10 protein-coding genes are annotated in these 15,844 nt (G+C 59.7%); 8 read left to right on the forward strand and 2 right to left on the reverse strand.

Annotated features, from left to right (window positions below):
• Positions 1 to 11 precede the first annotated feature (11 nt).
• The 8 genes from AD669_RS12480 to AD669_RS12515 all read left to right on the forward strand — a co-directional run bounded on the left by AD669_RS12480 (position 12) and on the right by AD669_RS12515 (position 11,864).
• On the forward strand, positions 12 to 989 hold the full coding sequence (locus AD669_RS12480) for an ABC transporter substrate-binding protein (RefSeq protein ID WP_053120115.1): 978 nt from the start codon (positions 12 to 14) through the stop codon (positions 987 to 989).
• A 61-nt stretch (positions 990 to 1,050) separates the two neighbouring features.
• Entirely contained in the window at positions 1,051 to 2,169 is a 1,119-nt protein-coding gene (locus AD669_RS12485) for an aryl-sulfate sulfotransferase (protein WP_053120117.1), read from the forward strand.
• Between the two features lie 161 nt (positions 2,170 to 2,330).
• The gene (locus AD669_RS12490) at positions 2,331 to 4,571 is read left to right on the forward strand and encodes a TonB-dependent receptor (protein WP_256218857.1); all 2,241 of its coding nucleotides are present in this window, start codon (positions 2,331 to 2,333) and stop codon (positions 4,569 to 4,571) included.
• Between the two features lie 72 nt (positions 4,572 to 4,643).
• Entirely contained in the window at positions 4,644 to 7,295 is a 2,652-nt protein-coding gene (locus tag AD669_RS12495; protein WP_082341435.1) for an RHS repeat-associated core domain-containing protein, read from the forward strand.
• Between the two features lie 56 nt (positions 7,296 to 7,351).
• Entirely contained in the window at positions 7,352 to 8,641 is a 1,290-nt protein-coding gene (locus AD669_RS12500; RefSeq protein WP_053120119.1) for an FAD-binding oxidoreductase, read from the forward strand.
• Positions 8,642 to 8,666: 25 nt separating this feature from the next.
• Positions 8,667 to 9,224 (forward strand): helix-turn-helix domain-containing protein, encoded by a 558-nt coding sequence (locus AD669_RS12505; protein WP_053120121.1) that lies wholly within the window; start codon positions 8,667 to 8,669, stop codon positions 9,222 to 9,224.
• A gap of 25 nt (positions 9,225 to 9,249) precedes the next feature.
• Positions 9,250 to 10,596, forward strand: coding sequence for a glutamine synthetase family protein (locus AD669_RS12510; protein WP_053120123.1), 1,347 nt, complete (start codon positions 9,250 to 9,252; stop codon positions 10,594 to 10,596).
• Between the two features lie 83 nt (positions 10,597 to 10,679).
• Positions 10,680 to 11,864 carry a DUF2252 family protein gene (locus AD669_RS12515; RefSeq protein ID WP_053120125.1) on the forward strand — a complete coding sequence of 395 codons (1,185 nt, stop codon included), beginning with the start codon at positions 10,680 to 10,682 and terminating at the stop codon, positions 11,862 to 11,864.
• A 118-nt stretch (positions 11,865 to 11,982) separates the two neighbouring features.
• On the opposite strand, the gene AD669_RS12520 is transcribed toward AD669_RS12515, so the two are convergent.
• Both AD669_RS12520 and AD669_RS12525 read right to left on the reverse strand, forming a co-directional pair.
• Positions 11,983 to 13,281: a carbohydrate porin gene (locus AD669_RS12520; protein ID WP_053120127.1), complete on the reverse strand. Its 1,299-nt coding sequence runs from the start codon at positions 13,279 to 13,281 to the stop codon at positions 11,983 to 11,985.
• Between the two features lie 89 nt (positions 13,282 to 13,370).
• Positions 13,371 to 15,776, reverse strand: a complete 2,406-nt coding sequence (locus AD669_RS12525; protein ID WP_053120128.1) for a glucose/quinate/shikimate family membrane-bound PQQ-dependent dehydrogenase — start codon at positions 15,774 to 15,776, stop codon at positions 13,371 to 13,373.
• Positions 15,777 to 15,844 lie beyond the last annotated feature (68 nt).

Here is a 15,844-nt window from a genome sequence, read left to right on the forward strand (position 1 = left end):
AGAGCACGACAATGCCGGTAAAACCTTCTGCTGCCAAGCCATCGCTCACTCTGAAAGCGCTGTTGTGCTGCGCTGCGTTGTTGATCGCACATCCGCTTTGGGCGGCGAACGAGGGGCTGAAAGTCGGTGACCAGAGCGGTCTGACTCAGGCGCTGCTGCACGCCGCCGGCGAGGACGAGGGCATCACGTATTCGCTGTCGTGGCATCCGTTTCTCGCCGGCACGACGATGCTTGAAGCACTGAGCGCCGGGGCAATCGACGTCGGCGTGGTCGGCAATGCGCCGCCGGTATTCGCTCAGGCCGGCGGCTACGATGTGCGCATCGTTGGTGTGGCCAGTGGCGCGCAAAACAACAACGCGTTGCTGGTGCCGGAAGGCTCAACCGTCACGCAAGTCGCCGACCTTAAAGGTCAACGCGTGGCCGTGGCCAAAGGCAGTAGCGGCCATTACCTGCTACTCGCGGCCCTGCAGCGTGCCGGGCTGACGCCGCGTGATGTGAACATTGCTTACGTCAGCCCGGTGGATGCGCAAAACGCTTTTGCCAGCGGCAAACTCGATGGCTGGGCGGTGTGGTATCCGTTTGTGGGGCAGGCCACTTCGCGCGGAGCCCGCGTGTTGGTCGACGGCAGCGGCTGGCCGGAAACCGGTCTGAACTTCACCGTCGCCGGCCTGCAAACGTTGAACGACCCGCAGCGGGCAGCGCAACTCGGCGACCTGCTGGGCAGATTTGCCCGTGCTCAAGCCTGGGCCACCGCGCATCCGCAAGCGTGGGCCGAGGTGTTCGCGCAAACCACACGCCTGCCGGTCGCGCTGGTGCAAGAGATGCTTGCGCATCAGGATCTGCGTTATGTGCCGATTGAAAAGGCCGTCATCGATTCGCAGCAGCATCTGGCCGACATGTTCGCCGCCGAGCGCTTGATTCCGCGACCGCTGCAGGTCGAGCAAATCTTCGACGACCGCTTTAACCGCTTGCTGCCCAACCCTCAATAACCCTTTGAACTGACCGTGCCGCGTTGCTCGCGGCCGGGATTTACTCGCCTGGAGAAAAGTCATGCCTCAACTGCATCCCACCACACTCAAGCGTCGCAAAACCGGCCTCATCGCCGTCGATCACGCCCGTAGCGCCGGCGGCTATACGCTGTTCGCACCGCAAACGGCGGACGGCAATGTATTCCTCATCGACCTCGATGGCGAAGTCGTGCACCGCTGGAAACTCCCGCAACGCCCCGGTCGCGACGCGGTGATCTTGCGCAACGGCAACCTCGGCTACAACGGCAATCACCCGGATTCGCCGGATCTGTTCCCGGGCTGGTCGGTGTGGCACGGCGGCGCGTTCAGCGAAGTCACCCCGGACGGCGAAGTGGTCTGGCAGCACACCGATCTGCTTCATCACCACGATGCGCAATGGCTGGATAACGGCCATCTGCTCTACACCACCGCCGAGCCGTTGCCGCCGGAACTGGCGAAGCGCGTGGTCGGCGGCATTCCCGGCAGCGAGGCGCCGGGCGGGGTGATTTATGCCGACGTGGTCAAGGAAGTCGATCGCCAGGGCACCACGGTATGGGAATGGCGCAGCTGGGAACACCTGCAACCGGAGGACTATCCGCTGCACGAAGCCTTCGAGCGGCATCACTGGCCAATGACCAACGCGGTGACGCCGGGCCGTGACGGCAAGGTGATTCTCAGCCTGCGCAGTGTGTCTTCGGTGATCGCCGTGCAACGTGGCAGCGGCGAGGTGTTGTGGCGTCTGGGCCACGATCTGGTCGCCCAGCAACATTGCCCGAGCGAACTGGAAAACGGCAACGTGCTGGTGTTCGACAACGGCATCTTCCGCCCGCACGTGAGCATGCCGCACTCGCGCATCCTCGAAATCAATCCGTCGACTCAGCGCATCGAATGGCAATACGCCGACACCCCGGGCTATGCGTTTTTCACCCCGTTCATGGGCGGCGCGCAGCGGTTGCATAACGGCAACACGCTGGTCACCGAGGCCAATTTCGGCCGGTTGTTTGAAGTGACGCCAGCCGGCGATGTGGTCTGGGAATACGTCAATCCACACTTCGCCACGTACCCCGATGCCGCCTCGCGCCGCTACCTGCCGGGGGAAAACAACGCAATCTTCCGTGCTCACCGTTATCAACGCGAAGACCTGCCATGGCTGCGTGACTGAAAACCCATAAACCTCAACCGCAACGATCACGCTCACGCAGGCCACGCGCAGCGAAGTATCGATTCCTCTCAAAGAGCTGCGTGATGCAGCTCCAGGAACCACCGATGAATCTTCTTTATTCGCGCAATTTTTCTGCGAGCGCTCTGGGCTTGTGTTCGTTAATGCCGCTGCTGCCGGCGATCGCCAATGATTTACCCGGCAACAGCGAAGTTCTGCAAACGGTAACGGTCGAGTCCCGGCGCCGTAGCGAAGACGCGCAACAAGTGCCCACGGCAATGAGCGTGCTCGGCGCGCAAACCCTTGAGGAACAGCGCTTGTATCGCCTGCAGGATTTGCAGCAGGCGATGCCGAGCGTCAACGTCGCGTTTATGCACGCTCGGCAGTCGAGCCTGTCGATTCGTGGCTTGGGCAACAATCCGGCGAGCGATGGTCTGGAAGGCAGCGCCGGGATCTATCTGGACAACGTCTATCTCGGCCGCCCCGGCATGGCCGTGTTCGACTTGCTCGATGTCGAGCAGATCGAACTGCTGCGCGGCCCGCAAGGCACCTTGTTTGGCAAGAACACCACGGCGGGCGTGCTCAACATCACCACGCGCCGCCCCTCAGCGACACCGCAAGGCACCCTCGCGACGTCGGTCGGCGAGGACGGTTACTCGCAGACTCAAGCGAGTTTTTCCGGGCCGTTGAATGACACGCTCACCGGGCGCATCGCCGCTTACAAGACTCATGAAAACGGCTACGTGAAAAACGAGTACGACGGCCATGAACTCGGCGGCGGCATGCGCCAAGGCGTTCGTGGGCAACTGCTGTTTCAGCCCAACGAGGATTTCAATCTGCGTTGGCTCGCCGATTATCATGAGGAAGATTCCAGCGCCGGCACGCGTTCGCTGCTCAGCACCGGGCCGGTGATCAACGGCGTCAACCGTTACCAACAGCGTGCAGCGGCGGTCGGGGCGACGCTGGTGGACGGCCGTCGGGTCAATCTGGATGCCGATCAGAACGTCACGGTGTTTCAGGGCGGCACCTCGCTGGAAGCCAACTGGAATCTGGCCGGCGACTACACACTGACGTCGATCAGCGCCTATCGCTGGTGGGATTTCACCCCGCGCAATGATGATGAGCTGAACGTCGACGTGATGCACAACGTCGGGCAATCCGCGCGCGACAAACAATATTCGCAAGAGATTCGTCTGGCCTCACCGGTGGGTGAACATTTCGACTACGTGCTCGGCGCCTATTACTTCCGCCAGGAAATGAGCAACACCGTGTTCACCGATTACGGCCCGTTGGCAGACACGTGGAACGGTACCCCGCAGGGCGCGCTGAACAACGTCACCAGCATCGGCCATGGCGATGTCGACACCGACAGTTACGCCACGTTTGCCCAAGGCACCTGGCACCTGACGCCAACCCTGGATTTCAACCTGGGCGTGCGCGGCACCTATGAACGCAAACTCGCAGAGGTCACCCGCAACGCGCCGCTCGGTGGCGATGCGGCCAGCGCCGCTGCATTGCGCGTCAGAGATGCGAGGGTCGGTGCTTACGATTCCGGCGATTTGAGCCTCTACAGTTTCAGCCCCTCGGCGCTGGCCAGTCTGGCCTGGCATATCAGTGATCAAGTGCTGGCGTACGGTTCGTTGTCGCACGGCGAGAAATCCGGCGGCGTCAATCTCGGCGTGGCCAGCGCCCCCGTCGCGGGTGCCGATTCACTGTTGATCGGCAGCGAACGCGCCAACGACGCCGAACTGGGCATCAAAACCACGCTGCTCGACCAGCGCTTGCTGCTCAATGCCAATCTGTTCTGGACGGTGGTGCATGGCTACCAGACCAACGCTTACGACGATGTCTCGCTCACCAGCTATTTGACCAACGCCGGCACGGTGCGCAGTCGAGGCCTGGAACTCGACAGCAGTTGGCGGCCGGTATCGGGTCTGACGATCAACGCCAACGGCTCGTTCAACGATGTGCGTTACCTGTCTTACGACGATGCACCGTGTCCCGCCGAAGTGGCTTTGCGCCCCGGCGCCCCGGCATCCTGCGACCTCAGTGGCCACGCGGTGGTGGGCGCGTCGAAATGGATCTTCAACACCAGCGCCAGTTATCAATGGAATCTCGCCGACGGCCTGCAACCTTACGTTAACGGTAATTACGCATGGCGCTCGCATGCGGTCGGCACCGTTGATGATTCGAGTGAAGCGCAGTTGCCGGGCTATGGACTGGTCAACCTGTCCACTGGTGTACGCGGCGATTGGGGCAAAGGTCAGTGGGATGTTTCTTTGTGGTTGAAAAATGCCTTCGACAAGACTTACTACACCACGCTGTGGAATTCACCGAATGGCGCGTATACGGGAGTGTTGGGCACACCGAGGACGCTGGGGATGACGGCGCGTTACGATTTTTGAACCGGCCAGCGTCACGTCGCCGACTACACTGCGAGAAATCACCGCAGGGACGCGCATCCGATGGCAACGCTTATGAAGCAAACGCTCAACTCAAACACACCGATTTTGGCGGTCGTTGATGCTCGACGTCTTCTGGTCAGAACGGTCAATTATTGCCGAACGCAGATCGACGATGCGGCAGAAGTGCGAGTAGATCGTCAGCTGCATGACGCTGGCGGCCGTGCGGTGAAACAGTGGGATCCGCGATTGTGGGCGTTGGCTGAGTCTGATGTTGAGACGCCGGCAAACCAGTCGACGGTTTGCTCTTTATCCGGTCAGGACTTGGCCAGCAGCAACGTCGACGCCGGCTGGCGGGTCAATCTGGTAAAAGATTCCGGGCAGACGATCTGTCGTTGGGACGGCCGCAAAAATCAATCGCGCTTTGAGTACGACTTGCTCTTGCGGCCGGTCGCGGTGTTTGAACAGGTCCACGGCGAAAGCGAGCGTTGTGTCGAGCGTTTGCGTTATGCAGGCACTGAAGCATCCGCGAGCAATTTGTGCGGACAGTTGATGCGTCACGACGATCCTGCGGGTTCATTGCACATTCATGAGGCCAGCCTGCAAGGTGCAGTTTTGCGGCAATCACAGCACTTTTTGGCGCTGGCAACTGCTCCGGATTGGCCGAAGTCTGTGGCGCAATGCGATGCGTTACTGGAGCCAGGAGGCGGCGCAGTCACCCTTCAGCATTACAACGCACTGAATGATCTTCTTAGCCTGACCGATGCGCGGGGACATTGCCGCCGTTCTGCCTATGACGTGGCGGGTCAATTGCACCGAAGCAGTCTGCAACTGGCGGGTCAGGCTGAGGCGGTGTTGCTGTCAACGATCAGTTACAACACCTCTGGCCAGATCGAGCGGGAAGTCGCTGGCGATGCGGCCATCACCACGGCACGTTATTCGCCAATCGATGGTCGTCTGGAACAATTGCTCGCATTGAAGCCCGACGGTACTCGCCTTCAAGATCTGACGTACACCTCTGACCCGGTGGGCAATATCCTGAGCATTGAGGACGGTGTACAAACGGTGCGTTTTTTCAATAACCAACGGATCGATTCCGTCAGTGCCTACCGCTATGACAGTCTGTCCCGACTCATCGAAGCCACCGGGCGAGAGGCTGCGGCATCCAGCCCCGATCAGTTCGCCAATTACACCCAACGCTACAACTACGATGCCGGCGGCAACCTGGTTCGGCTGCAGCATGTCGGCGCGCACTCCCATACCCGCGAGATGCAGATTGCGGCGTTCAGCAATCGCGGTGTTGTCAAAAATCAGGGTGATCCAGACGCAGCGTTCGATGCCAACGGCAATGTGCAGCAATTACAACCGGGTCAGGCATTGGCTTGGGATCTGCGTAATCAACTGCGGCAAGTCACACCGGTCGAGCGAACCGAGGCAGCCAACGACACCGAACGGTATGCCTATGACAGTGCAGGTCAGCGCGTTCGTAAAACTCGCTTTACCCAGGCTCGTAACAGAACTCACCAGGCCGAAGTGCGCTATTTGCCGGGCCTGGAACTGCGCACTAATACCGCGACTGGCGAAGTCCTGCATGTCATCAGCATCTCTGCCGGGCGCAGCGGGGTGAGGGTATTGCACTGGGAGAGTGAGCCGCCCGCCGAGATGACCAATGATCGATTGAGCTACAGCCTGAGCGACCATTTGGGCAGCAGCAGTCTGGAGCTGGACGCGGCAGGGCGATTGATCAGTCAGGAAGGTTATTACCCTGACGGCGCAACCGCTTGGTGGGCGAGTCGCAGCGAGGTCGAGACGTCGTATAAGACCGTTCGTTATTCGGGCAAGGAACGTGATGCGACAGGGCTGTATTACTTCGGATTCCGGTATTACGCGCCGTGGTTGAATCGCTGGATCAATCCGGATCCGGCGGGTGTTGTTGATGGTTTGAATCTGTTTCGGATGGTCAGGAACAATCCGCTGCGGTACCGGGATGGGGATGGGCGGCTGCCGGAGGAGTATTCAGAATATGCGCCCAGTGCGATGGTTTCGGGGTATCACCTGAATCCAGAAACATTCAGGCGTCGCGACGTAAATGAGCAGACAGCAGCAGTGCGTGAGAAAGCAGTCGAGGACGGCTTTAACAATTACAGTCCGGACAACGCGCACATATTCGTCACTGAAGACGGCAATCGCCCCAAACCTCATGATTATTTTGATAATGAGTATTCGCCGGGACGTTGGAGGATGCTTGCAAATTTTCGCAGTGCCGGCAACGAGCTCAGTGCAACCGATGTGACTTGGTATCAATACAAGCAAGTTTCAAAACTGAATAATTTTTACGGGGTGATGCCGAAAGTCATTCTGCGTTGGGACGTCATCAACAAGGACGCTTTACTCGCTACCGAAAAACCAGAAGGCATACGCGAGCGTTTTTTGGCCAGTAAAGGAAATGGTCGATCAACACAGAGAATCCTGGACGCGTTCGGCCTGCAGGCAACCAGAGTCGAGAGAGTAAATATTGAGCTTTCCGAGCCCAAGAAAGACATAGTCATTATTGCTGTGCATGTCGAGCCAAAACCTGAGTATCGGGATTGGGCCTATGAAGCCTTGCAGGCAAATGCCGAGAAAGAACAGCGACGAGCAAGCCGCAACCCGACTTCACGAGCCGCGCACGCAGTATGGCGAACGGCTAAACGTGCTGTGTTTGACGTCGGCGGGTTGTTCTTATGAAATTAATTCTGTAGATTTTCATGAAATTATAAAAAGATAATTTCACGAGGTCGCGAATGTTTCAGCAATCCACGCAGCACGTCGACAGCTATTACGCCCACAGTTGCGCCGATATTTTGCGTGAGCGACCTGCGCTGGAAGGTGAGCAGCACACCGACGTGGTCATCATTGGCGCCGGTTTCAGTGGGCTGCACACTGCGTTGCGTCTGGCCTTGGCCGGTAAACGCGTGACGTTGCTGGAAGCCAGTCGGGTGGCGTGGGCGGCTTCGGGGCGTAATGGCGGGCAGGCGATTCTTGGCTGGTCGTGCGACATGCCGCCGCTGGAAGCCGCGCTCGGCCATGAACGCGCCAAACGTCTGTGGGACGGTATGCGCTGGGCGGCGCAGGAGTTGCGTGAATTGCCGGGGCGTCATGGTTTCGATTGTGACTATCGGCCCGGTCATTTGTGGACGTCGGTGATGCCGCGCCGGGTTGGATTGCTGACCGAATGGCAACACGAGGCCAGCCACAAATGGGGCCACGATGCTTTGCAGTTCATTGCGCGTGAACAGTTGCCCGAGTGGGTGGCCAGCGATCGCTATCAGGCCGGGCTCTACGATCCGGAAGGCGCACACCTCAATCCTTTGAAACTGGCCCTCGGCCTTGCCGCCGCGATAGAACGTGCCGGTGGCCACATCTACGAACAAAGCAAAGCGCTGAGTTATCAGGAGGAGGGCGCAGGTTTTCGGGTCAACACTGCGCGCGGATCAGTTCGCGCTGATGTGTTGATCCTTGCCTGCAACGCTTATCTCGATGAACTCGATCCGCAACTGGCCGCCTGCATTTTGCCGGTCGGCACTTATCAGGTCGCCACCGCGCCGCTGACGCCCGAGCAAGCCACGGCATTGCTGCCGAGCAACGTCTGCGTGACCGACAACCAATTCGTCCTCGATTACTTCCGCCGCACACCGGACAACCGTTTGTTGTTCGGCGGCGGCTGCACGTATCTGGGCGGCATGCCCAAGGATATTGCGGCGGCCACTCGGCCGTTTCTGCAGCGAGTGTTCCCGCAACTCAAAGGCGTCGAGGTGGAATTTGCCTGGGGCGGCCATATCGATCTGACGTTGAAACGCACGCCGGATGTCGGCGGCGAGGGCAATCGCTATTGGCTTCAAGGCTACTCAGGGCATGGCGTGTTGCCGACACTGGCCGCCGCCCGCGCGGTGTCCGATGCCATTTTCGGTCAGAGTGATGAATTGGCGTTGTACCAAGGCCTGAGCAATGGCCGCTTCCCCGGCGGTAAACATTTCGCCGCGCCGCTGGAAGCCATCGGCAAGGCCTGGTATCGACTGCGCGACAGCGTCTGATGCGTCATTTTCCGGAAGTTGAATCATGAACAAGCAAGAAGAAATCGCCGCGCTGGCGATCCTCATCCATGACCTGCGCAAGCACAAGAAGTGGACCTTGAAGGAGTTGGCCGACAAGATCGGCCGCTCGGTGGGTTTTCTCTCGCAGGTCGAGCGCGGCCTGTCGCGGCCAACCGTGGCAGACCTCACCGCGATCAGCGAAACCTTTGGCGTGCCGACCACCTATTTCTACAGTTTGCCCAAACCCAAAGAGCTGCCGTGGGTCACGCGCCCGGACGAGCGCCGCACGCTGTATTACGCCAACGGCATCACCGACATTCTGGTGTCGCCTCAGATGCGCGCCTCGTTTTCGATGCTTGAAAGTCATCTGGAGGCGGGAGCCAGCAGCGGTGATCGGCATATGACGGACAGCTCGGAGCAGGGCGGTTACGTGCTCGAAGGCGAGTTGACGCTGTGGCTGGGCGACGACGAAGAGCCGGCAACGCTCAAGGCTGGCGACAGTTTCCAGTTCGACAGCCACACCGTTTGCCGCTACGGCAATCTCACCGATCAGCTCACACGCGTGCTGTGGGTCTACACCTGATAACAACAAATAAAGGATGAACACGATGGACGCTGTCTGCGCCGACCTGTTGGCTGAAGTGCGCGCGTTTCGCCAACAACACCCCGAAGTGCGTTATGTCGACCTGATTTCTCTGGATATTCCGGGGCACTTTTACGGCAAGCGCTACCCGATCGACATGCTCGAAAAAGTCGCGGCGGGCAGCGCGCTCAAGTTGCCGCAAAACTGCGTGCTGCTGGGCGTGCAGGGCGGGTTGTTCAAGATTGGCGATTACTGCTTTAACGATGGCGATCCGGACGCCGTACGGCGTTTGGTGCCGGGCACTTTGAAGCCGGTGACCTGGGAAGCGCAGCCGCTGGGGCAGATGCTGATTACCTCGGACGGCACTGAAAAACCCATCGAATTCGAACCCCGTGAAGTGCTGGCGCAGGTGCTCGATCGACTGGCGCGTAAAGGCATTCACCCGGTGGTGGCGTTCGAGCTGGAGTTTTATCTGTTCGATAAAAAGCTGCGCGACGGCCTCCCGCAATTCCCTCGTGATGACCTGACCGACGATGCCGATGATCAGCCGAACATGCACATCGAGCGCTTGTCGCGGTTTGCGCCGGTGCTGGATGAGATGGTCGAGGCGACACGAGCGCAGGGTATCGACGCCACGGTAATCACGGCGGAACTCGGCCCCGGTCAGTTTGAAATCAATTTCGGGCATCTCGACGATGGATTGCGTGCTGCCGATTGGGCGGCGCTGTTCTGCCGCAGCACCCGTGGCGTGGCGCTCAAACACGGTTATCGCGCCAGTTTCATGGCCAAACCGTATTTGCAGCACCCGGGCAGTGGCATGCATGTGCACGTCAGTCTTTACGATGCTGACGGCAATAATCTGCTGGCGGCGAATCAACAACAGCCGTTGCGTCATGCGGTGGCGGGGTGTCTGGAATTGCTGCCGCACAGCATGCCGATCTTCGCCCCGAACCAGAATGCGATGCGCCGCTTGGGCGGTACGGTCAACACGGCGACCAAGGCAAGCTGGGGTTTTGAGGATCGTGATGCGTGTTTGCGCATTCCTGAATCGGACGCGAAAAACCTGCGCATTGAATATCGACTGGCCGGCGCGGATGCCAATCCGTATCTGGTGTTGGCAGCGATTCTGGTGGGACTGGAACACGGCTTGGCAGCGGGCAAGGAACCCATCGCACCGCTGAATGAAGACCGTGACAGCGGTATCGGTTTCCCCACTGAAATGTTTGAAGCGGTAAAAACCATGCAGCAGCAGCCGCAACTGCGTGAAGGGCTGGGCGCCGAGTTTGTGGATGTGTATTGCGAGAACAAACGTCAGGATCATTTGGCGTTTATGCAGGAGATCAGCGCGCGGGAGTATCGTTGGTATTTGTGAAGATTTATAAGAAACCAGAAACATTCTGAAACATTTGCCGGATGGCAGGGGTCAACAGAGCACATCCCCTGCCAGAAGTCCCCATGAAAACACCTCGTCCATCCGCACGCCTGGAAACCCTTTCGCAACTGCGAAATTTCAAGATGGCGAGGTCAGCGCATGCTTATGTTCGCGGCAGCACGGTTCAATTTTATGAATGGCTGCACAGCCAACCCGGCCGGCGCCTTCCCCACGGGCCTGCCGTATGGATCTGTGGTGATTGCCACGCCGGCAACCTCGGGCCCACCGGGGATTTGAAAGGCCAGATCGACATCCATATCCGCGACCTTGATCAGACCGTTATCGGCAATCCTGCGCACGATCTGGTCAGGCTTGCCCTGTCATTGGCCACGGCGGCACGCGGTTCCGATCTGCCCGGTGTCGCGACCGCGCGCATGCTCGAAGAAATGATGCGCGGCTACGAGCAAGCCTTTGTCGACGACGTCGATAAAGAACCGCCACGCCCGGCGCAGGTCAAGGCGGGCATGCGCAGTGCGGTGCAGCGCACGTGGAAGCATCTGGCGCAGGAGCGTATCGAGAACACCAAACCGACGATTCACTTGGGCAAACACTTCTGGTCGCTTTCGCGGGCAGAGCGTGCGGCGCTGAAAACCCTGTGCGCTACCGACGATATTCATACGTTAGTGACTTCGTTGAAGGGCCGGTCGAAGGATGACCGGGTCAAACTGCTCGACTCGGCGTATTGGGTCAAAGGCTGCAGCTCGCTCGGATTGAAGCGTTACGCGGTGTTGTTGGGCGTGGGCGAGGGCGATGATCAGGATTTCTGCCTGCTCGATGTCAAAGAAGCGGTAACGGCTGCAGCACCGCGTGCGGCCAGGTCTTCGATGCCGCGCGATAACGGTAAACGTGTCGTAGAAGGCGCGCGGTTTCTATCGCCGGGGTTGGGTAACCGTATGATTGCGACGCGCGTGCTTGATCATGGCTTTTTTGTCCGCGAATTGTTGCCGCAAGACATGAAGCTGGAACTCGATCAGTTGAGTCAGCGTGATGCGATGTTGGCGGCGGGGTATCTGGCACGAGTGGTGGGGATTGCCCACGCACGGCAGATGGACCTGGCAACGCGGTCATCATGGATCAGCGAACTGCAAAACTGCCGCTCGAAGACGCTGGATGCGCCGTCGTGGCTTTGGTCGAGTGTTGTGCAGTTGGTTGGCAGTCATGAGAAAGGCTATCTCGAACACTGTCGCCGCTACGCCCTGCAACACTAAACCCCTTACACACTGCAACGCTGAACCCTTGTAGGAGCTGCCGCAGGCTGCGATCTTTTGATCTTAAAAAACAACGTCAAAAGATCGCAGCCTGCGGCAGCTCCTACAGGGCGTGGTGTTAGAGCGAGGCTTTTACTTGCAGGCCCACAACCAGTGCATTGTCGATGTCCTGCCCTGAGAACGCGCCTGGTTCGATGATGTATTGCACATTCGGGCGCAGCGTCAGCCATGGCGTGGCTTGATAGCCGTAACCCAGTTCGATCAATTGCTCGGCGCTGTCCAGATTCGGGAACGCGGTGCCATTCGCCAGTGCAGCGTCTTGCTGCACATCACGGCTGCGCGGGTTAGGCACGGCGCGACCGTAACCCAGAGCGACGGTGTCATGCGGGCGGCTGTCGAACGGTTTGTACAACACCACGCCGGTGCCATACCACTTGCTGAACGGCGAGGCCGCGTCGCTGGCCGCTGAATACTGACCGAATGCGTGCAGGCTGCGGCCGGTGGAAGTCTGCGAAGCCCACACCGCTTGATCAACCAGCAAATAATGACCGCCGCGACCGGACACTTCATCGTCGCTGCCGATGCGTTTCACGTCGGAGCTGTCGTAGTAGTAACCCACCTTGTATTCGCCAGGCAATTCGCCGCCGTGCTTGTACACCAACTCGATCGGCACCACGGTACCGGTGGTGTGTTTCGGCCCAAGGTGCCAGGCGCGACTGGAGTTGCCGTTGCTTTCCGGGTCGACATTGAACGCCGCCAGGCGCAATTGCCAGGAGGACGACAGGTCGTATTTCACCCGCACGCCCAAATGCGCGTTGGGGTAGTTGGTCCAGCCGCTGCCGCCGGACATGTTCAGCGGATGACCGCAGAAACCGGCGTTCATGAAGTTGCAGAGAATGCCGCTGTCGAGGCCACCGAGGTCGTTACCCATCGCCATGTAGCCGAGTTTCACATTGAGCGCCGGGGTAAACAGGCTGCGCTCGTAACTCAGTTCGGTCAGGCGCGTGTACAGGCCGCCGTAGTTTTCCTGAATCGGCAAACGGTTGCCGACAAGGTCTTCCGAAGCGCTGTTGCCGCGCCTGTCGTTGATGGTCAATTGCACTTTGCCGGCGTTATCGACGCCATACAATTTGCTCAGATCGAACTGCACGCCGAGCTTGATGTTCTGCGAGTAACGCGCCGAACGGTGCAAGCCGCCGTCAGCGTTGTAAGCGGTTTCGCCGCTGTAGTCCCCGGTGAATTTAACGCCTTGTTCATCCATCTGATGACGCAATCCGCCCCAGTCGCCAGTGAGCGTGCTGCGGGTCAACAGATCGGATTCGCCGGCGGCCAGCGCGGGCAGGGCAGTGGTGCAGGAAAGGCCGATCAACAGGCCTTTGAACAGGTCGGAACGAGAAAAACGAACAGCCGATTGCATGTGAATCTTCCTGCTGGAATCTTGGGCAATGGAGCAAAGCAGCGCGGCACCCTAAGGTGCCGCGCTTGACTGGATGAAGTGACGACGGCTTACGGCAACGCGTAAGCCATGACGAGGTCGCCACGATCGGTCGACTGACGAGCGCCGCCCGCGGTGATGACGATGTACTGCTTGCCGGTTTTCGGCGAGACGTAAGTCATCGGGCCGCCCTGGCTGCCCACCGGCAGACGCGCTTTCCAGACTTCTTCACCGTTGCCGCTGTTGAACGCGCGCAGGTAGAAGTCTTGCGTGCCGGCGATGAAGATCAGGCCACCTTGGGTCGACAGCGTGCCGCCGAGGGTTGGCAGACCGATCTTGATCGGCAGGTGCATGCGGATACCCAACGGACCGGTGTCTTCAACCGTACCGACTGGAACCTGCCAGGCGATTTTCTGCGTCTTCATGTCGATTGCGGTCAGGGTGCCGAACGGCGGTGCCTGGCACGGAATGCCGGCCACCGACAGGAAGCGGTTTTTGTTCACGGCGTAAGGCGTGCCCTTTAGCGGAACGGCGCCCATGCCGGTGTTCAGTGCTTCGCCGCCGGATGTGGCTTGGCCTTTGTTCTGCGACGGGATCATCTGAATCCACAGACCCAGGCGCATGTCGTTGACGAAGATGAAACCGTGTACCGGGTCAGTCGAGATGCTGCCCCAGTTCATGCCGCCCAGCGAACCCGGGAAGCTCAACGATTTATCCATGCCCGGCGCGGTGTACAAACCGTCGTAACGCATGCCTTTGAAGTCGATGCGGCAGAGCAACTGATCGTACGGGGTGGCGCCCCACATGTCGGATTCGGTCAGGTGCTGCGCACCGATCTGCGGCATGCCCACCGATTTCGGCTGGGTAGGGGAGTACGGTTCGTTCGGGATGTTCGCCGCTTTGACCGGCACTTCTTTCACGTCGGTCAGCGGTTTGCCGGTGGCACGGTCGAGCACGTAGATCTGCCCGGCCTTGGTGCCGATGACCAGCGCCGGAACGGTTTTGCCGTCCTTGGTGAAGTCGATCAGGCTCGGCTGCATTGGCAGGTCGAAGTCCCAGAGATCGTTGTGCACGGTCTGGAACACCCAGCGCTCTTCGCCGCTGGTGGCGTCCAGCGCGAGAATCGAAGCACCGTAGGTGTGATCGAGTTTGCTGCGCTCGACACCATAGATGTCGGTGGACGAACTGCCCATCGGCAGGAAGACCGTGTTGGTCGCCGGGTCATACGACATCGGTGCCCAGCTGTTCGGCGTGCTGCGCACGTAGGTGCTGCCGTCTGCCGGCGCGTTGCGATCCTGCGGGTTGCCCGGGTCGAACGCCCAGCGCATGGCGCCGGTCATCACGTCGAAACCACGGATCACGCCGCCCGGCATGTCGGTTTGCACGTTGTCAGCCACGCGACCGCCGACCACGACAGTGGTGCCGGCCATCAACGGCGCGGAGGACAACTGATAGTAGCTGTCCGGGACGTTACCCAGACCGGCCTTCAGATCGACCTGACCGTTGTTGCCGAAACCCTGGCAGAACTCACCAGTGTCGGCATCGACCGCGATCAGGCGAGCATCAATGGTATTGGTCAGCAGACGACGCTGGCAATTGGCGGCCGGCGCCGGTTTGGCTTCGATGATGCTCGAATTGCTCGGCTGGGCAATGGCGGCAGTCGCATCGAAATAGGCCATGCCACGGCAGCGCTGCCAGACTTTCGACTGGGCGTTGATCGAGTTCTTCCACAGCTCTTTGCCGGTGTCGGCATCGAGGGCGATCAGGTTGTTGTGCGGGGTGCAGATGAACACTTTGTTGCCGATTTGCAGCGGGGTGAGCTGGTCTTCGGCGCCGTTGCCATCGCTCTCGGCGATGTCGCCGGTGTGATAGGTCCACGCTACTTTGAGCTTGTCGACGTTGTTGCGATTGATCTGATCCAGCGCAGCGAAGCGGCTGCCACCTTCGGTATTACCGTAGTGCGCCCAATCCTTCTGCGCCTTGTCCGGCTCAACCGGAGTGAGGCCCGGGCCAGTGCCGGTGGCGGCAACGGTCGGATGCGCGACGAACATGTTGCCGGCAGCAACGGCCAGGCCAACCGCCAATACAGCGGCAACGCCGTAAGCGCCGCGACCCGCAACGCCACCGTTGGCGCGCTTGAGCATCGGGTAGACCAAGGCCACCACCAAGCCGATCGCGCTGAACATGAACAGGCGCGAGAACACCGGCCAGAACACCAGACCGGCATCACTGACAGCCCAGATTGCCGTCCCGACCAGGAACGCCGCGAACAACCAGGCACCGCTCAGCTTGAAGCGCGCGATCAGCAAACCGGAAACGGCCATGACCAAGCCACCTACCAGGAAGTACCACGAACCTCCCAGGCTGACCAACTTCACGCCGCCCGCAGCCAGCGCCAAGCCGAGCAGGGCGATGACGACGCCCAGCCCGACCAGAATGAATTTTGATATGCCCGAGAGGCGTTGACTCTGCTTCACGTTGAGTGTCCCGTTGAAATGAGGCGCGCATTATATAGTTAGGTAACTACCTAGTTAAATCACAAATT

Source organism: Pseudomonas sp. P1.31 (assembly GCF_001269815.1).
Classification (GTDB): Bacteria; Pseudomonadota; Gammaproteobacteria; order Pseudomonadales; family Pseudomonadaceae; genus Aquipseudomonas; species Aquipseudomonas rustica.

What these genes read in the sequence shown, in the direction of transcription:
- AD669_RS12480 (WP_053120115.1), top strand. Translation starts at nt 12, where the DNA reads ATGCCGGTAAAACCTTCTGCTGCCAAGCCATCGCTCACTCTGAAAGCG.
- AD669_RS12485 (WP_053120117.1), top strand. Translation starts at nt 1,051, where the DNA reads ATGCCTCAACTGCATCCCACCACACTCAAGCGTCGCAAAACCGGCCTC.
- AD669_RS12490 (WP_256218857.1), top strand. Translation starts at nt 2,331, where the DNA reads ATGCCGCTGCTGCCGGCGATCGCCAATGATTTACCCGGCAACAGCGAA.
- AD669_RS12495 (WP_082341435.1), top strand. Translation starts at nt 4,644, where the DNA reads ATGAAGCAAACGCTCAACTCAAACACACCGATTTTGGCGGTCGTTGAT.
- AD669_RS12500 (WP_053120119.1), top strand. Translation starts at nt 7,352, where the DNA reads ATGTTTCAGCAATCCACGCAGCACGTCGACAGCTATTACGCCCACAGT.
- AD669_RS12505 (WP_053120121.1), top strand. Translation starts at nt 8,667, where the DNA reads ATGAACAAGCAAGAAGAAATCGCCGCGCTGGCGATCCTCATCCATGAC.
- AD669_RS12510 (WP_053120123.1), top strand. Translation starts at nt 9,250, where the DNA reads ATGGACGCTGTCTGCGCCGACCTGTTGGCTGAAGTGCGCGCGTTTCGC.
- AD669_RS12515 (WP_053120125.1), top strand. Translation starts at nt 10,680, where the DNA reads ATGAAAACACCTCGTCCATCCGCACGCCTGGAAACCCTTTCGCAACTG.
- AD669_RS12520 (WP_053120127.1), bottom strand. Translation starts at nt 13,281, where the DNA reads ATGCAATCGGCTGTTCGTTTTTCTCGTTCCGACCTGTTCAAAGGCCTG.